Below are 17330 nucleotides of genomic sequence, written 5' to 3'. Positions count from 1 at the left end.
CGCTGCATAGCGAATGCAAATGTTAGGCGTGACCAGGCGCGCAAGTCCAAGTGTGATGCGAACCAGGCCGGCCGGCGATGGTCCGGCGAATCCTTCGCTAAGCGGGAGTCTCAGTGCCTGCATTCTCGACCAGGTCGTCCATCGCCCGGCGAGCGCGGTGTCCGGTATGGACGCCACCGTGGATGTGAACCGACCCGCCAGTCGAAAGTTGTCGCTGCTGCCAGTCGGCAATCGCTTGATGCGCGGCATGATCGAGGTAGATGACCGACATCGTCACGGTAACCGCTTTGCCCGCGGGGATGGACGCGAGTACGTGGGTCAGCCGGGGCACGGACAGGAAGGTGCATGTCCCAGCGACGATCACGTGCCATTCGTCGCCCGAGGGCTCGGCGTGGATCCTGAACCACATCACCCGCCACGCGGTCAGCGCGATGGCCAAGGCGAGTCCGATCAGCACGCCCTGCATGAGATTGAGGAACACGACGCCGACGATGGTCACCACATAGACGGCCAGATCACCATTGCGCATGGCGGTTTCGATATGGGCAGGCTGCAGCAGCCTGATGCCGACGAAAACCAGCATGCCGGCAAGTGCGGCGGTGGGGATCTGTTGGATCAACCCCGCGAAAAACAGCGTGAAGACGAGGATCCACACACTGTGCATGATTGTCGAGGCGCGGCTCTTGGCGCCCGCCTGGACATTGGCCGAACTACGGACGATTGCGGCGGCGATGGGGAGACCACCGACCATACCGGATGTCATGTTTGCCACACCTTGTCCGGCCAGTTCGCGGTTGAAGTTGGTGGGTGTGCCGGGGTGCATTCTGTCGATCGACACGGCTGCCAGCAGGCTCTCGACGCTGGCAATGAAAGCGACGGTGACCACGCTCATCGCGATAGCGCTCCACTTGCCATCGGGTAGGGCCGGCAGCTGCAACGCATCCAGGGGCGATCCCGTGAGCGTGATCCGGGTCAGGTCGAACGGGAACACCAACGAGATGACGGTTGCGGTCACGATGGCCACCAGCGGCCCCGGAACGGCAGCCACTTTGGCCGGGGCCCAGCGCCAGGCGACCATGATGCCGATTACCAACACGCCCAGGAACACTCCCGGTTTATGCGCCTCGACGATTTATTCGGGTAGCTCAACAACGTTTTCCCAGGATGTGGTGTGGGACTCCCCGCCCAGCAACACGTGCGTTTGCTGAAGTGCGATCGTGATTCCGATGCCGGCCAGCATCGCGTGTACGACGACAGGCGAGATCGCCAGTACCGCTCGCGCAATGCGGATGAGTCCGAAAGCGAGCTGCAGGACACCTGCGACGACCGTGATGAAACACGTTTCCCGCCAACCAAATTGGGCGACGAGGCCGACCGTGACCACCATCATCCCATTCGCGGGACCGCTGACCGCCAGTGGTGCTCCGCCGATGAGTCCAACCACGATCCCCCCGATCACCGCCGAGATCAGGCCGGAGAGCACCGGTGCGCCCGAAGCGATGGCGATTCCCACCGATAGCGGTAGCGCGATCAGAAAAACCACAATCGACGCGGGCACGTCGTACCGGAGGACCGAGCGCAGTTGCTGAGTTCGCGACACCGGCGCGCCGTCGTCTTGGGCTTGCTTGCCAAGTCGTTTGATGGACGGCATCAATCATTCCCTCGTCGGTCAGTGCGGGGGACGGTTGGACAGTCAGCTCCGTATCACCCGGGTCACCCACCCGTAGGGCCTCCGACGAAACGGGAGCGTCGTTAGTTGGCACTGCTGTCGTATCGACAGTATACAAGCGGCCAAACCGGGGTCAACCTCACATGCGGCGCGCATACCAAACGCAGATCTCCCGGCGCACCGGCTTGCCAGCTGTGCAGAAACCCCAACCGGGCTAGAACCCGGCCCCGTACACCTCATGGCCGGGTACTTCGGCGGCCAGCCCGTGGTAGGCCTGTTCGACGGTCGATCCGTGATTGATCACGGCGTCGACCTCGCGGGCGATCGGCATGGGCAGCCCGAACTCATTGGCGAATTCCATGATGACGCTGGCCGCCTTGACCCCCTCGGCGACCTGGTTCATCGAGGCGATGATCTCATCGATGGGTTTGCCGGCGCCCAATTGTTCACCAACGTGGCGGTTGCGGCTGCGCTGGCTGGTGCAGGTGACGATGAGGTCACCCAGGCCGGCCAGTCCGGGGAAGGTTTCGGTGTCACCGCCCATCGCCACACCGAGCTTGGTCATCTCGCGCAGTGAGCGGGCGATGACCAGGGCGCGGGTGTTCTCGCCGATGCCCAGCGAGTAGCCCATGCCGACGGCGATGGCGAACACGTTCTTGAGCGCACCCGCCATCTCGACTCCGATGACGTCATCGGTGGTGTAGACGCGGAACCGTCGGGTGCGAAACAGCGCGGACAGTTGGGTGGCCAGATGCTGGTCGGGCATGGCCAGCACCGCGGCGGCCGCGTACCCTTCGGCCACCTCGCGTGCGATGTTCGGCCCGGCCAGGATGCCTGCCGGATGGCCGGGCAAGATCTCCTCGATAATCTGCGACATCCGCTTGTTGGTGCCCTGTTCGAGCCCTTTGACCAGCGATACCACCGGCACCCACGGGCGCAATTCCTTGCTCAGCTCGGTCAGTACACCCCGGAAGCCGTGCGAGGGCACGCCCATGACGACGACGTCGGCACAGTTGGCGGCCTCGGAGAAGTCGGTGGTCGCGCGCAGCGTTTCGCTTAGCACGACGTCGTTTCCGAGGTAGCGGCTGTTGCGGTGGTTGTCGTTGATGTCCTTTGCGGTCGCTTCCGAACGCACCCATTGCAGCGTCGGCCCCCGCCGTGCGCAGATCGATGCAACCGTGGTTCCCCAGGAACCGCCACCGAGGACAACGACGTTGGGTTCGCGCGTAGCAGGTGCCATGGCACCCAGCGTATTGCCGAGGCTCGACATTGAGAAGCAGCCAGTGTCAGGTCGCCAAAGTCGAAACCAATGACCACCCAGCATGGGACTTCGGTCCCTACCGTCTGACACCGTCGAGGCCCGATGGTGGAGATCAAAGGATGCCTACCAGGAGGAGTCATGGTCAGCCGCGCGCGCCCGGCAAGGTTTGGGTCCGGGCCTGTTGGCGGCCGGATATTTGCACTGCTGGCGGTGGCCGCGCTGCTCATGGCCGGCTCGCCGGGCATCGCGTACGCCGATGACGGTCGGCCACAGGCCAACCCGGAGGAAAGGGCTGCGGCGCTGATCCGGCCGGCGGTCATGTACATCGTGATTGGAGCCTATGGCTGGGTGCGGCTGCCCACCGGCCAGCGGCTCTCCCACTACGGCGACAACCCGACCAAGCCGTTCACCGCGGGCTGGGGTTGCACCGCGTTCACCGTGAACCCCGACGGCTGGCTGGCGACCGCCGGGCACTGCGTTGATCCGCAAAGCGCCAGGGACCTGATTTTCGAGCATGCGGCGAGCGACTACGTGAAGCAATTCCCGGACTCGCCCGAGGCGCTGAATCCGGTTGGTGCGGTGCAGTGGCTTCGCAAGAACGCCAGGGTCGAGGGTGAAACCGCCGAGCAGGGGCCAGAAGTCAGCATCACGGTGTTGTACGGAAGCGGGGCAAAGGTGGCCGCGACGATGAACGCCGACGTCGTGGACTTCCGGCCGATCGACAAGGGTGACGTCGCGCTGCTGCGGGTGGACCGGCGCAACATGCCCTCCTCGGAGCTGACCACCGACGCCGACGTCAGCATCGGCACCCGGATTCTGGCGGTGGGATATCCGAAGAGCACCCAGGACATCACCGATCCCTCGCTTGACCCCACCTACAAGAGCGGCACGGTCAGCAAGAAATCACTTCGCCAGACCATTCCCGAATACGAGATCGATGCGCCGATCTCCGACGGCATGAGCGGCGGGCCGACCATCGAACTCAACGGCAAGGTGATCGGGCTGAACAGCTTCCGCCCGGCCAGCGAATCGCAGCCGTTCAACTTTGTCGCGCCGGTGGCCGGCCTGGCCGCATTGCTGGCCGCCAAGGGGGTCGTGCCCACCCTGGGCCCGGCCGATCTGTCCTATCGAAAGGGGCTCGACCTGTACTACTCGGGCCACTACAGCGCGGCGATCAAAGAATTCGACACGGCGTTGTCGATGTCACCGGATTTTCCCGGGTTGGTCGATCTGCGCACCAGCGCTGTCAACCTGCGTCAGCAGTACGGCGACGTTTCGGTGCTACGTGGCTCGAATCTGATGTGGTACATCGGCCTTGTCGTGGTGCTGGCGGTCGGCGGTGGCGTGACCTTCACGGTGTTGAGAAGTCGCCGGCAGCGCTCGGCGGCCTCTCCGGTGCCCGACTTTCAGCCGATTCCGGATGGGTGGGCACCGGTTGGCGGCGGCGCCGAAGGTGCCGGTGAGCACGCGGCCGATGCCGCGGCTCCCGCGGACGCGGAGCATCTGACGGCCGGTGAACCCCACTTCTGTGCGAACTGCGGGGCGCAGCATCATCACACCGAAAAGTTCTGCCCCAACTGCGGTGAGCCGATCGTCATTGACGCGTCCGCGCACGGAAAGCACGAGAAGCCCTGACGCCGCCGCGACTATCGGCTACCGGTGTTCAGCCCGCCAGGGGCGCGCGGTCGGCGGCGCGGCCGAACACCATGGCCTCGTCGATGCGGTCGAACCGGTAGTCGATGGCGTCGGCGAAATAGTTTTGCCGCACGTTCCAGGGCCGCTTGGTCCCCGATTTGGGCAGTGCGTGCAGCGACCGCAACACATAGCCGGCCCGAATGTCCCAGGACGGTTTTTCCGGCATCGCCTCGTTGCCCCGGTCCGGGTAGGCGTGCGTATAGCCGTTGGCGGCCATGTGCGCCAGCAACTTCGCCGTGGCCCGCGCGGTCATGTCGGCGCGCAGCGTCCACGATGCATTGGTGTAGCCCACACACCAGAACAGGTTGGGCACCCCTTCGAGCATGTGCGCTTTGTAGACGAACCGGTCACAGGGGTTGATCTCGGTGCCGTCCAGACTGATCTGCACTCCGCCAAGTGCCTGCAACTGCAGGCCGGTGGCGGTGACGATGATGTCGGCATCAAGATGTCGGCCGGACTCGAGTGCGATGCCGGTGGCGTCGAAATGGTCGATGTGGTCGGTGACCACTTCGGCGCGCCCGCCGGCCACGGCGTTGTACAGATCGGCATCGGGGATCAGGCACAGGCGCTGATCCCACGGGTTGTAGTTCGGCTTGAAGTGGGTGTCGACGTCATAGCCGGCGGGCAGGTTCTTGATCGCAATGCGCCGCAGCAGCCATTTGATGAAGCCCGGCAGCTTGCGGGCCAAGAACCAGAGCACCGCTTCCAGCAGGGCGTTGTATGTTCGGATCGTCAAATGAGATGCTTTGCGGGGTAATACTTTACGCGCGATGGCAGCGAATTTGCTGTACTTGGAAGACGAGATGAGGTAGGTCGGCGAGCGCTGCAGCATGGTCACCTTGGCGGCCTGCTCCGCCATTGACGGGATCAGCGTGACCGCGGTAGCGCCGCTGCCGATCACCACGACCTTCTTGCCGGTGTAATCCAGGTCGGCCGGCTAGTGCTGTGGGTGCACCACGGTGCCGGTGAACCCCTCGATGCCGGGGAAATCGGGCGTGTAGCCCTGGTCGTAGTTGTAGTAGCCGCTGGCGAAGAACACGAACCTGCTGCGGCATTGCCTCTGCACGCCGTCCTGCTCGAAGGTGACCGTCCAGCTGTCGGTGCCCGAATCCCAGTCGGCCGCCCGGACATAGCTGTTGAACTGGATATGGCCGTCGATGCCGTACTTGTGAGCGGTGTTGGCCAGGTACTCCCGGATGTGCTCGCCGTCGGCCACGCCCTCCCTGCGGGTCCATGGTTCGAACGGAAAGCTCAACGTGAAGATGCTGCTGTCGGAGCGCACGCCCGGATAGCGAAACAGGTCCCAGGTGCCGCCGATTCGCTCACGGCGTTCCAGGATGGTGTAGGTCAGTTCGGGGTCGCTCTCGAGCAGCCGGTAGGCCGCTCCGAGGCCGGAGATGCCGGCGCCGACGATGACGACGTAGAGCAAGCTCCGCTCGACCGGAGTGCGTTGGGCTTTGGGGGGTCACGCTCATCGTGGACCTCGCCTGTTTCTGGGTTGCGTCATCAGAGTAGACACCCACCGGTTGGTCGAGCCAGGGCAGTTCGGCACTAGTGCTGCGGCGGTTGTTGGACGGTGAACCGGCGCCGAGCGTGGCATCCGGCCAGGGCGCCGCGGTTTGACGCATTGCGCAACCGAGCTTGACAAAAACGTTTAGATCGGGAAACAATGCGAAACCATGATGACCACTCTTGCCATGGAACTGCCGGCCGTTGACAGCATCCTCGACTGCCGCCTCACCGACGACATGATCGAGGCCGCCGCGGGAATGAACGGCCTGGGGCCTTGTGTGGATCAAGCTTTGACCGCTCCCTGCCTGGGTTTTGCACGCCTCTCCTGAGAGTTCGGGCGCTCTGGTAGCGATCGCCTGAATTTTGTTGAGGGCCTTGATGAATGGCCCGTCTCAATCCCGGTTGCCGGTGTCTATTCCCAGAGCAGCACATTGGGCAGGGGCCGGTTGATGCGACGCAGGGCGGTATAGCCTATGCCGGCGATTCCGCGAAACAATCCAGGGTTGAATGCTTGATCGCCGCTGTTCCATCGATAGTCGCCGCGTTGGGTCGCCGCGGACACGATGTCGCTCAGGCAGCGTGCCGCAAGACCCTGAAGATCAGGCTGGTCCAACGTCGTCGCGGCTTCGCTGAGCAATTCGATGCTGCCCAGAGCACCACAACAAAGCGTGTCCAATTGTTGCTCAGCCCAGCCTTGACGGACCGAAGTCACGGCGTTGGCAATGTCGGCCGACAGTGGCTGCGCCCAGCCGCGTCGTGCCAAGCCGATGCGCCCCAAACCGATTCCGGGTGCGCCGTGGCACCACTGCGCGGGCCAGCCTTTCCCCCCGTCCACATCCAGTGCGGGCCAGCCGCCGCGCTGCCGGTCGTAGCTGGCGTTTTCAAAGGCCAGGCACTCCGCCGCGTATTGTGCGAACTCCTCGTGACCGGTTGCTGTGGCCAATGACCCCAGGGCGTACGCATAGCCCGCTGCACCGTGCGCCATGCCGTTCAGATCGCAAGAGCCGGGCACCTGTCGGCGCCAGGTGCGCCTTCCGTGCGGGCCGACGCGGGGTTGGCGCAACAGGTGCTCGCCACACCGAATCGCACGCGCGAGCACGTCGCCGGAGCCGGTGTCTCGATAGACCCGGAGCAGCCCAAGGATCGCGCCGGCGCTACCCCCGACGACATCGAGTTGCCGGTCGGTCTCGATCAGATCGTCGGTGACCAGCAGCGCCGCCCTATGCGCGTGGGCGAGCAATTCGTCGTCCTCGAGGCACTTCGCCATGACCGCCAATGCGTAGGCGATCGACCCCAAACCGGAGCCGCCGCTGATTCCCAGCGAGCGGGCCACGCGCGGCGCGTTGCGGCCGGTCAGTTCGGTGCACACGTGTGCGACCCCGGCCCGGGCCAGCTCGGCCGACCGCTGGCAGCCCGAGCCGGCCGCGTGCGCGGCCAAGAAGAGGCCGATGCCGGACACGCCGTTATAGAGGCCGGCGCCCAGGCAGACGAGCTGGGCGGCATCCGAATCGCCTGACCAGTCCAACCCGATCCAGGCGGCGCCCGCATCTCGGCGAATCGCGTGAAGAGCCAGTTCCCCGGCGATTCTGTCGGCCTCGGCGGAAAAGTCCGCTTCGGCCGGTCGCCAGGCGCCACCGTCGGGCTGGGGCGGCTGCGGTGCTGGACCCGCTGTGCCCGGTGACCGCGCTTGTCCCGCATAGGTTTCCGTATTGTGCCGGATGACCGTGACTTGCCAGTCGATCTGTCGATCATCGAGGTCTTGAACGCGCGCAGACGCGCGTTCCAGGCCTGACATGCCCGCGCACCGGAACGAGACTCCAGCGAAATCATGGGCTTCGACACCGTCGCTGGCCATAAAAAAGTAGGGGACGTTCAACGACAACAGGGCCGATCTCTCCGCCTGTAGGAGCGGCCAATGCGGATCGCTGTCTTGGTTCCAATCAGCCAGTCTGGCAACGAAGTCCGCTTGCGTCGACCAAGCAACACCATCATGCATGGTGCGATGATCGGTGAGCTGCTGCAGCACCATGGTGTAGAAGGTGGTCGGGCGCCACACCCTGCGCACCGGCAAGCCGGCAAACTCCTGGAACAAACCGCCGGCCCCAGCATCGGCGCCTTGTCGAACCAGGAACTTGGCGTAGGCCACGAAACCGGCAATGAAGGCGTCGACGTAGTCGCTGAACTTGGCGTAGTGCCCGTTGACGTGGGGTAGGTTCGGCATGCTCGTGGCGGGCCGCGCCGCTTTTTTCGGCCGCATCGCGTCAGTGTTGACGTGCTCCCAACGGATCGTCGGCGTGGTGTTGTCATTCGCGATCAACCCACCGACCGCGGAACGCCCGTTGACGCCGGAGCTCCGATAGGACGGGATCAAGCCCACCGCCATCACCGAATCGGCGATGAGGTTGCATGCGGCTTGGTGGGCACGGCCTTCCCGATCACGGTCGTCGGGGACCTGCGTGCTCGCCTGCAGGATCGTCTCGATGTCCAGCGGCATCGGGTAGTCGCCGTGTGCGATGAAGTTTTCGTGGTGCATGTCGGTGGCGGCCAGGCAGTGCAGCAGTGCCAGCCAGGCGCCGGCGCGCCGGAAGTACAACTCGAGGCCTTCTTCGTCCGCGCACGATGCATGCTCGATGAACTCGCACCAGCCGTAGCCTTCGCGTCCGATCGTGCGGACCGCACGCAACGCCAGCGGGGGAGCGGCCCGGTTGAGCCTGCCGACCAGGGCGTGCAGGGCGGCATCCACCCGCAAGTCCTTCGGCTTGTAGACCACCTGCGCGCCGTTCTCGAACACGACGATCCGTACCGAGCGGCCGCCATTGTGTGGATCGGAGAGCCCGCCATCGATTCCGGCCACCTTCGTTTCGGGGGCGCCCGCGAGCAGGCCAGCGCGGATGGACGGCAGATCGGCGGCCAGACGTTCGATCAGCTCGCGCGTGGTGTCAATCCATTGGCGGGTGATCGTGGCGATCAGCCGCCACAGCACCGGTTTGGCTTCCAGCAGCCGGGACAGGCCCGCCGCTTTCATCTCTGCGACAAACCGCTGATAGAGCGCGACTCCCGAGTCCGGTCTGGGCTGCGCGTGAGCATCGTCTGGGGCCGCGAGCTCGCGCACCGAGTCAAAGAGCGCATACAGCGCCGGCGCGCACAGGTCGGACAGTTGTTGCAACAACGATCGCCGAATGCCTGCGCGTGCCGAATCGCTCAGTATCGCCGTGGCGGCGGCGTCCGTGGTTGACCAGAGTCGGGCCTGCGCCTCGTCGACCAGTGGCAACAGCAGGGCGTCGAATTGGCTGGGGGGCGTGGGCTCGGGCTCGGGCGAACCGGTGGTGGTGGCTCGGCCGGGTGAGCCGCACAACGACGCTCGGGACCACATCGCGTCAGCCACCCACGCCGGCAGCGGCAAGGACCGGGTGTGCCGGGCATTGGCGAAACGCGCCAGCACGCTTGCGAAGTCCCAACCGTCGCGAGCCAATCGCGACTCGAACTGCGCCCAGTCACGGCTTGCGCTGGAACGACACCACGCGGCAAGTCGGCGCGCGGCGGCATCGGTGTCGGCCTTCCGGCCGGGCAGCGCCTCGAAACGGGTAGACAACAGTTCATCGATCGTCGCGGCATGGACAACCAGCCACTCGCGCAGCGCATGGCGATCATGTCGCGCGGCTACCGAGCCGTCGACCCACTCATCCCCGACACCGTCACCCATCGCCCATCTGTCCAACCATCGGACCCGCGCCCGGCATTCGCAGTACCCAAGCTACGACTTCGCTGCCCGTGGTAATGCCGAATCGCGCAACCTGTTGCGGGCAAGCCGCTTTCGCGCGGTGGCCAAGGCTTGCGATGCGGCGATGAAGCTATCTGAGCGTCCTTGCGAACCGAAAGGCGTCCTGCGGCTCCGCGCCGAGGTTGGGGAACACGCAGTAGCGCTCCAGCCGGTCCTGCATGGACAAACCGTTGCGCTCCAGCGCTCGTGCGGCTCCGATGTTGTCAACGTGGCATGCGGCCCACACGCGATGCACGCTCGGATCCCGCTGTGCCTGTTCGATGAGCAAGTCCAGCGCCTCGGACGTGACATGTTGCCCCCACCAACGGCGGCCGAGGGAGATGCCCAGTTGAACCTCGGGGCCCTCCGGCCGGATCCAGGTGCAGAACCCGACCGGATCGCCGGTGCTGCGCCAGTTGATGATCCAACCGCGATTGTTGTCGTCCATGCACAGCTCGGTGATGAAGTGCCTGGTCTGCTCGACGTCGGAATGCGTGTTGCACGAAAGGTAGCGCATCACTTCGTCATCCGAGGTGACCTCGAAGAACACGACATCGGCGTCGGTGGGCCGCAGGGGGCGCAGGATCAGCCGCGGGCCGGTGAGGATTTCATCGTCGGCAGTCGCCATAGGGGCCCCCTAATGCGGACCTTCATAGCCTACGTGGCCAGCGTGTCCAGCACTTCTACGACCCGGACGACCATGATCGCTTCGGGCGCCCGCAGGGAGTTCTATCGGTAGTTGACGAACTGCAGCGCGACGTCCAGGTCGGCCTGCTTGAGCATGGCGATGACGGTCTGTAGGTCGTCGCGCTTCTTGCTGGTGACGCGAATCTCCTCGCCCTGGATCTGGGTCTTGACGCCCTTGGGGCCCTCGTCGCGGACGAGCTTGGTGATCTTCTTGGCGTCGTCACCGCTGATGCCCTGCTTGATGTCGCCGGTGACCTTGTAGGTCTTGCCGGACGCCTGGGGCTCGCCGGCGTCAAAGGCCTTCATCGAGATGTCGCGGCGGATGAGCTTTTCCTTGAAGACGTCCACCGCGGCCTTGACCCGCTCCTCGGTGGACGAGGTCAGTTCCACTGCTTCGTCGCCCTTCCACGCGATCTTGGTGTCGGTGCCGCGGAAGTCGAATCGCGTGGCCAGCTCCTTGGCGGCCTGGTTGAGCGCGTTGTCGACTTCCTGGTGGTCGACCTTGCTGACGATGTCGAACGATGAGTCGGCCATGCGATAAGTCCCTTCTTTGGAGAGCCGTTTGTGCTCTGTCTACCCGGTCGTTGTACCCTGCTATGCGGCAGGTTGCCCGAGCGGCCAATGGGAGCGGACTGTAAATCCGTCGGCTTACGCCTACACAGGTTCGAATCCTGTACCTGCCACCAACTTGAGCACTGCGCGCGTGCCCGCTGACCCCGGTGGATGTTATTGGGCCCGTTCGCGCACCACGCGCGCGATGTCGACATCGCGCACCATCCGCATGGCGGGTAGCTGCGAAATCGCGGCGGCGGCGAGCACGGCGACCGCCGCCAGCGCCAACGTCGACCACCCGAGGGCCAGCTGCATGTTGAACAGATCACTGTTGAAGGACTGCAGGAACAGCCACGCCGCCCCCGCGCCCGCGGCCAGCCCGAAGGGAAGTGCTGCCGCGGTGGCAAGCAGGTTCTCCAGGGTCAGCGTCGCGGTGAGCCGCGGTGTTGACACGCCGGCCGCGCGTAGGGTGGCCAACTCCGTGGTGCGTTCGGCCATGTTCACCGTCATCGTTACGTAGATCACCACGAAGGCCAGTGCCCCGCCCAGCGCCAGCATGACCCCGACGAACGCCCAAAACAACCCGAGGTAGCGGTTGACCGTGTTCTCGAGTGCGTGGGTGTCGGTGTAGGCGAGCACACCGGGCAGCGAGGTGATGTCCGCGCGCAACCCGGCGCGGTCGGCATCGGCGCCGAAGCGCAACAGGTACCCGTTGACCACGCTGCCGGTGATCGCGGCAACCGTCGAGTTGGTGGCATAGAGCACCGTTCCCAGCGGTTCGTCGACCAGGCCGGCCAACTTGGCATGCTGTGGCGATCCCCCCGCAGGGATGACGATCAGATCGGAGCCGACCCGCACGTCGAGTTTGTCGGCCAGTGCTGCCCCGGCCAGCACACCGTTTTCGGACAGGGCCAGCGTGCGCCCGTCGGTGCCCCGGAATCCGTGCATGGAGCTGTGTGGCACGAAACCGGTCAGCGTCGTCGCATAGGTGCGTCCGCCGGCGCGTACGGTCACCGCGACGGTGGTGCTGGGTTCGACCGCCGACACCCCGGGTAGGGCCGCCAATTGGCTCGCCAAGCCGCCGGGGCCCGCCGCGCTGGGCGCAACGAGCGCCGAAGCGTCCTGCCGTTGCATCTCACCGAACTGGACGTCGAGCATGGCGCGCATGCTGGTCATCATCCCGACCGAGGCCAACACCAGGATCAACGCCAGCGCCCCGCCCACCATGGTCGCGACGGTGCGCCCGCGGCTGCGGGTCAACGACCGCACGGCGAGTTGGATCACCGCGGGCAGCCGCCACCGCGCGGTCAGCCGGGTAAGTGGCCCCATCGCGGTGGCGAGCACTCGTTGGCCGCGCATGGCGTCAGCCGGCGCGGTGCGTGCCGCGGTGATGGCCGGCACCAGCACGGCGACCAGGCCGGTTGCCAGGCCGAGGGCGAAGCCCAGGACCGCGGTGGACACGTGGTGTCGGACCACCGTGTCGGGGACCCCGATGGCCGCGGTGTACAGGCCGGTGACCAGCGAGGTGGCGCCCGCACCGAGAACGACGCCGAGCAGCGCGCCCATGGTGGCCACCGCGACGCCGTATCCCAGGTAGTGCCGGATGACCGTGGCCGGCCGGGCGCCCATGGCCAGCATCGCGCCCATGATCCGCGGCTCGGCCTGCACGACCCTGGTGACGACGACGTACTCGGCGATCGCGGCGGCGGTCAGGAAGAGCACCGGGAATCCCACCGCGAGTTCGGAGAAGCCATTGAGGTCTTCGTGCAGCGCTGCGTTGGAAGGTTGCTCGTCGCGGGTCTGCACGTCCAAGGCGCCGCGGGACAGCAGTAGCCCGGCCACCCGGTCCCGATCGGCCGTGGTCGCTCCGGCGGCCATCTGGACCAGGGTCTGATTGGGCCCTGGCTGCCCGGTGAGCTGTGCGGCGAGCCGCGGTGGCGCGAACAGTACGGCGAAGGAATGTGGGTCGGGCAGGATGTCTTGACGACTACGCGCCGGCCACAAGTACTCGGGCGAGCGGGCCACCCCGGTGATCTCGGCGGTGCGCCAACCGGAGCCGTTGTAGACATCGACGCGATCGCCCGGGCTCAGCTGAAATGACTCGGCTGCGTGTTTTTCGATCGCGACCTGTGCGGGGGCATCGGGATCGGGTGCGCGTCCGTCGACGATCTCCACGTCGTCGACCCCGTGGCCGCCGCCGGTCAACCCGACCACCCGACCGATCAGTTGGGTGCCGTCGATGTTCACCGGTCGGTCCCGCACCACGCGGGTCGCGACGTTCTCGACGCCGGCGAGCTCCCGCGCGGCGGAGGCCAGCTGGGTGGGGTCGCCTCCGGAGGCGGTGAGGTCGGCGAAATGCAGCCGGTCATAGGTGCGGTTGTAGGACGCCGTGAGGTTGCGGAACGAGTCATAACTGGCGATGAAGAGCAGCACCCCGAGCATCACGATGACCGCGATGGCCACCGATTGAGCGGGGCGTCGCCGCAGATCACGGACGGTCTTGCGGAGCACGGTCCAGTTCGGCCGGGCGCGGGGCGGTTCGGTTGGCACCTCAGTCACCACCGCACGCTGCTTGCCTCGGCCGGGGCTGAGTTGCGACGCTGCTCGACGATCGCTCCGTCGCGCATCTGAATGATGCGGTCGGCGACATCGGCGGCCGCCCGGTTGTGGGTCACCATGATGACGCCCAGACCCGACCGGTTGGTCTGCTGCAGCAGTTCGAGCACGCGTCGGCCGGTGGCCACGTCGAGCGCCCCCATCGGCTCGTCGGCCAGCAGCAGGTCCGGGTCGGTGATCAGCGCACGCGCGATGGGCACCCGCTGTTGCTGGCCGCCGGAGAGCTGGCCGGGGAAACTGCCGGCCCGATCGGCCAGCCCGACCGCATCCAGCAATTCGGTCGCGCGGCGCCGATCACCTCGGCCGGTCAGCTCGACGATCACTTCGACGTTTTCCTTGGCGGTCAGCGTCGGGATCAGATTGAAGAACTGGAAGATGAACCCCACGTGGTCGCGGCGGAACTTGCTCAGTGCGCGCGGCCGGCACCCCGAAATATCTTGTCCGGCAACGTTAATAGAACCGCTGTTGGCCTCCTCGATGCCGCCGATGACGTTGAGCAGGGTGGTTTTGCCCGACCCGCTTTCCCCGACGATCGCCACCAGTTCACCGGGTTCGATGTCCAGGTCGATGCCGCGCAGCGCATGTACCGACGCTGCTGCGGTTCCGAAGGTCTTGTCGACACCGTGCAGAGAAACCCCACCGCGCGGTGAGGTAGGCGCTTGCGCTCGTGTCATGGTGGCGTCCTCTCGTCGGTCTGGGCCGTCGGCAGTCCCGCCAGCCGGCGCAACGCCGGCCGGATGGCCAGGGTGCGCAATCGCGGGTCGATCACCCGATGCAGCGCCAATCCGTCGATGGCCGCGAACATCAATGCCGCGGTCGCCTCGGGATCGATGGCGCCGCCCTGATCTGCGAGCCACTGACGCAGTGTGGATCGGTAGTCGCCGAGGATTTCCGCCAAGCCCATTCGCAGCCGCTCGTATCGTGTTGCTGCCAAGAGCATTTCGCCAAACACCAGGATCGCCGGGTTTTGGTTTCGATCATCGACGTCGTAGGACGAGACCGCGTCGATCAATCGGTCTATTCCCTGCGACGGTGAATCGCCGGCCAGTCCGTCCAGCACCTGAGCGGCTTCCTCGCGCGCTGCCTGCAGGGCCGCATCGATCAGCAGGTCGTTCAACGATGCGAAGTGATAGTGCACCAACCCCGGCGGAAGTCCGGCCCGTTCGGCCACCATCCGGGTGGTGGCCGCCCCCCAGCCTCGTTCGGCGATCACCGCTACCGCGGCGGCCATCAGCGCGGCCCGGGTTTGTGCGCCTCGCTCGGCAGCTGTTGGCATGCGACTACCTCAATTTGGACGATCACATTGGGCGTTTGACCAAATTGTACGCCGCGTGGAAGCGGGTCGCGAGGGTCAAAGTGGCTTGAACGTCGTTCGGCGCCGCTTCGGGCGCCGCCGAGTCAGTGCATGCGAGCGCTGCCGCCGAGCCCGACTTCCAGCACGCTGCCGGTGATGACACCCGGGTCGGTGACCAGATAGACCACCCCGCGGCTGACGTCCTCCGGTTGCAGCCACGGTTGAGGGATGGGGTTGGCCTTCATCATGCGCCGCACCAGATCGTCGGGAACTTCCTGATCATCTCCGATCCCGGCGGGCTGCACCATCGGTGTCTGCGTCGTGGTCGGACAGATGACGTTGGCCGTGATGCCTTCCTTGGCGACCTCGAGGGCGACGGACTTGATCAGGCCGATGATCCCCCACTTGGTGGCGTTGTAGGCCGCCAATTCCGGGATGCCCATTCGGCCGCCCATCGACGATGTCGCCACGATCCTGCCGAAGCGTTGTTGGCGCGTCACCGGAATGGCCGCGCGCAGGGTGTGGAACACGCCGGTCAGGTTGGTGTCCATCAGCTGCTGCCAAACCTGGTCACTTACCTCTTCGAGGCGCCCGGTGCTGACGATGCCGGCATTGGCCAGCACGATATCGAGGCTGCCCAATTCGCGCACCGTCCGCTCAACCGCGGTGTTCACCTGGGCCGGGTCGCGCACGTCGACCACCATCGGCAGGCAACGCCGGCCCAGCTGGCCGACGAGTTCGGCGGTGGCGAGCAGGTCTTCCTCGCTGCCCAGCGGGTAGGTCAGCTCCGCCATCGGGCCCGGCGCGTCGGCGAGGGAGATATCGGCCCCCTGGCCCGCCAGGGCCAGCGCGTGCGCGCGGCCCTGCCCGCGGGCTCCGCCGGTGATCAAGGCGACACGTCCGTCCAAGGCACCCATAGCGGGTTAGGTTAGCAGCCTGGCGGGCCGGCGACGGCGGCCCACGCCGACCAATTGTGGCTGCGAAATATGCTGTGGGGGAGTCGATTTAGTGTCGCTGCGGCCAACATTGCCGGCGGGATCAGACTTCTGCGGTCGCCTCTTCGTCGGCATCGGCGGGCTCGCGGCAGCCCGGCAGGTCGTCGGGGGGTTCGACCTGCAGCACCTTGGCTATCGGTACGTCGGTTGACGAATGCAGCACGATCGAGAGCGCAATGGTGACGGCGACGATATCGAACACCAGCTCCTTGCTGGCCAATCCCGACTGCAATGCCAGCAGGCCGTAGACCACCGAGGCAAAACCCTTTGGCCCGAACCATGCGGCAGTCAACCGCTCCTGTCGGCTGAGCTGGGTCCGCACCAGCGACAGCAACATCGCGGCCGGCCGGATCACCGCGATCACGACCACGGCCAACAGCCAATCGCGCCAACTGAGCCCGGACAACCGATCGGGGGTGATCAACGCGCCGAACACGATCAGCGCGGCGAACTTGGTGACTTCGGAGAGAAGATCACCGAACGGTTGAAACTGCTCGGCGGCGACATGGTCCAAGGTGGCCAGCGTGGAGCCGGCGGCAAAGGCGGCCAGGTATGGGTTGGCGTGGGTGAGGTGACAGGCCGAGTACACCACCACCGCGATCGCCAGTGGGCCCAACGGCTGCAGGTGCGTTTCGGCCGTCAGGATCTTTGCCCGCCACGCGAACGCCACGGCCGCGGCCACCCCGACCCCGAGCGCCAGCCCGAGAACGAGCTCCACCCCGACCCACAGCACGTCGGAGCCGGCGCCCTGGGCGGTGGCCAGGAAGATCATCACGAACGGCAGCGTCAATCCGTCATTGAGGCCGGACTCGACATTTAGCAGTCGGCGCAACCGTTCCGGGATGTCCGAGCGCCCGACGATGGCTGCCGCAAAGACCGGATCGGTGGGGGACAGGATGGCGCCCACCAGGAATGCGGTCGGCCAATTCAGGCCGGTGAGGAAGTGGGCCGGCACCGCGATCCCGATCATGGTCAACGGCATCCCGACGCCCAGGGCGCGCCCGGACAGCGTCCAGGTCTCACGCAATTCGCGGACATTGGCCCGCTGGCCGTCGGTGAACAGCACGGTAAACAGCGCCACGTCTGCGAGCGCGACGACGATCGGGTCGTTTGGGCCGATGTTGTCCAACCCGAGAATCCCGGGTCCCAGCAGGGCGCCGGCGACCAGGAACAACAGCGCGCTGGACAGCACCGTCCGGGCGGCGACCCCGGACAGGGACACGCTGATGAGCAGTACCACGCCGAACGCCAGGACAAGGCTCACAGTTACTCCGCTTCGGTCGTCGGTA

Annotated in this window: 11 protein-coding genes, 1 tRNA gene and 2 pseudogenes; 3 read left to right on the top strand and 11 right to left on the bottom strand. The window is 65.9% G+C overall.

The features are described 5' to 3' along the window. Window positions 1-97: 97 nt before the first annotated feature. Together MMSP_RS23715 and MMSP_RS23710 are read right to left on the bottom strand one after the other, a co-directional pair. Window positions 98-1651 (bottom strand): annotated as a pseudogene (locus tag MMSP_RS23715) (SulP family inorganic anion transporter). A gap of 232 nt (window positions 1652-1883) precedes the next feature. Then, window positions 1884-2909, bottom strand: coding sequence for an NAD(P)H-dependent glycerol-3-phosphate dehydrogenase (locus MMSP_RS23710; protein ID WP_012392837.1), 1026 nt, complete (start codon window positions 2907-2909; stop codon window positions 1884-1886). Window positions 2910-3068: 159 nt separating this feature from the next. On the opposite strand from MMSP_RS23710, the gene MMSP_RS23705 reads away from it, so the two are divergent. After that, complete coding sequence (locus MMSP_RS23705) at window positions 3069-4565, top strand: trypsin-like peptidase domain-containing protein (RefSeq protein ID WP_015354529.1); 1497 nt, start codon at window positions 3069-3071, stop codon at window positions 4563-4565. A gap of 28 nt (window positions 4566-4593) precedes the next feature. Here MMSP_RS23705 and MMSP_RS23700 read toward each other — a convergent pair. After that, window positions 4594-6100: pseudogene (locus tag MMSP_RS23700) on the bottom strand (flavin-containing monooxygenase). A 204-nt stretch (window positions 6101-6304) separates the two neighbouring features. Between MMSP_RS23700 and MMSP_RS27690 the strand changes: the two are divergent. Further along, window positions 6305-6466 carry a hypothetical protein gene (locus MMSP_RS27690; RefSeq protein ID WP_015354531.1) on the top strand — a complete coding sequence of 54 codons (162 nt, stop codon included), beginning with the start codon at window positions 6305-6307 and terminating at the stop codon, window positions 6464-6466. Window positions 6467-6549: 83 nt separating this feature from the next. Here the strand turns inward: MMSP_RS27690 and MMSP_RS23695 are convergent, their stop codons facing one another. The 3 genes from MMSP_RS23695 to MMSP_RS23685 all read right to left on the bottom strand — a co-directional run bounded on the left by MMSP_RS23695 (window position 6550) and on the right by MMSP_RS23685 (window position 11118). Continuing rightward, window positions 6550-9840, bottom strand: a complete 3291-nt coding sequence (locus MMSP_RS23695) for a type 2 lanthipeptide synthetase LanM family protein (RefSeq protein WP_020788647.1) — start codon at window positions 9838-9840, stop codon at window positions 6550-6552. A gap of 148 nt (window positions 9841-9988) precedes the next feature. Further along, complete coding sequence (locus MMSP_RS23690) at window positions 9989-10525, bottom strand: GNAT family N-acetyltransferase (RefSeq protein WP_015354533.1); 537 nt, start codon at window positions 10523-10525, stop codon at window positions 9989-9991. Window positions 10526-10626: 101 nt separating this feature from the next. Further along, window positions 10627-11118, bottom strand: a complete 492-nt coding sequence (locus MMSP_RS23685; protein ID WP_011738960.1) for a YajQ family cyclic di-GMP-binding protein — start codon at window positions 11116-11118, stop codon at window positions 10627-10629. Window positions 11119-11184: 66 nt separating this feature from the next. Between MMSP_RS23685 and MMSP_RS23680 the strand changes: the two genes are divergently transcribed. Next, window positions 11185-11270 (top strand) — tRNA-Tyr (locus MMSP_RS23680). 40 nt (window positions 11271-11310) lie between these two features. Here the strand turns inward: MMSP_RS23680 and MMSP_RS23675 are convergent. The 5 genes from MMSP_RS23675 to MMSP_RS23655 form a co-directional block, all read right to left on the bottom strand. After that, window positions 11311-13698: an FtsX-like permease family protein gene (locus tag MMSP_RS23675; protein WP_036426918.1), complete on the bottom strand. Its 2388-nt coding sequence runs from the start codon at window positions 13696-13698 to the stop codon at window positions 11311-11313. Continuing rightward, window positions 13692-14426, bottom strand: a complete 735-nt coding sequence (locus MMSP_RS23670) for an ABC transporter ATP-binding protein (RefSeq protein WP_020788645.1) — start codon at window positions 14424-14426, stop codon at window positions 13692-13694. Before MMSP_RS23670 ends, MMSP_RS23675 begins: the two co-directional genes overlap by 7 nt. Next, on the bottom strand, window positions 14423-15028 hold the full coding sequence (locus MMSP_RS23665; protein WP_020788644.1) for a TetR/AcrR family transcriptional regulator: 606 nt from the start codon (window positions 15026-15028) through the stop codon (window positions 14423-14425). Before MMSP_RS23665 ends, MMSP_RS23670 begins: the two co-directional genes overlap by 4 nt. Window positions 15029-15150: 122 nt before the next feature. Further along, window positions 15151-15963: a mycofactocin-coupled SDR family oxidoreductase gene (locus MMSP_RS23660; protein ID WP_020788642.1), complete on the bottom strand. Its 813-nt coding sequence runs from the start codon at window positions 15961-15963 to the stop codon at window positions 15151-15153. Window positions 15964-16084: 121 nt separating this feature from the next. After that, window positions 16085-17305: a sodium:proton antiporter gene (locus MMSP_RS23655; RefSeq protein ID WP_020788641.1), complete on the bottom strand. Its 1221-nt coding sequence runs from the start codon at window positions 17303-17305 to the stop codon at window positions 16085-16087. Window positions 17306-17330: the final 25 nt, after the last annotated feature.

The organism is Mycobacterium sp. 012931 (assembly GCF_000419295.1).
Lineage (GTDB): Bacteria > Actinomycetota > Actinomycetes > Mycobacteriales > Mycobacteriaceae > Mycobacterium > Mycobacterium marinum.
This window is presented reverse-complemented; position numbering and strand designations above follow the sequence as displayed.

What these genes read in the sequence shown, in the direction of transcription:
- MMSP_RS23710 (WP_012392837.1), bottom strand. Translation starts at nt 2,909, where the DNA reads ATGGCACCTGCTACGCGCGAACCCAACGTCGTTGTCCTCGGTGGCGGT.
- MMSP_RS23705 (WP_015354529.1), top strand. Translation starts at nt 3,069, where the DNA reads ATGGTCAGCCGCGCGCGCCCGGCAAGGTTTGGGTCCGGGCCTGTTGGC.
- MMSP_RS27690 (WP_015354531.1), top strand. Translation starts at nt 6,305, where the DNA reads ATGATGACCACTCTTGCCATGGAACTGCCGGCCGTTGACAGCATCCTC.
- MMSP_RS23695 (WP_020788647.1), bottom strand. Translation starts at nt 9,840, where the DNA reads ATGGGTGACGGTGTCGGGGATGAGTGGGTCGACGGCTCGGTAGCCGCG.
- MMSP_RS23690 (WP_015354533.1), bottom strand. Translation starts at nt 10,525, where the DNA reads ATGGCGACTGCCGACGATGAAATCCTCACCGGCCCGCGGCTGATCCTG.
- MMSP_RS23685 (WP_011738960.1), bottom strand. Translation starts at nt 11,118, where the DNA reads ATGGCCGACTCATCGTTCGACATCGTCAGCAAGGTCGACCACCAGGAA.
- MMSP_RS23670 (WP_020788645.1), bottom strand. Translation starts at nt 14,426, where the DNA reads ATGACACGAGCGCAAGCGCCTACCTCACCGCGCGGTGGGGTTTCTCTG.
- MMSP_RS23665 (WP_020788644.1), bottom strand. Translation starts at nt 15,028, where the DNA reads ATGCCAACAGCTGCCGAGCGAGGCGCACAAACCCGGGCCGCGCTGATG.
- MMSP_RS23660 (WP_020788642.1), bottom strand. Translation starts at nt 15,963, where the DNA reads ATGGGTGCCTTGGACGGACGTGTCGCCTTGATCACCGGCGGAGCCCGC.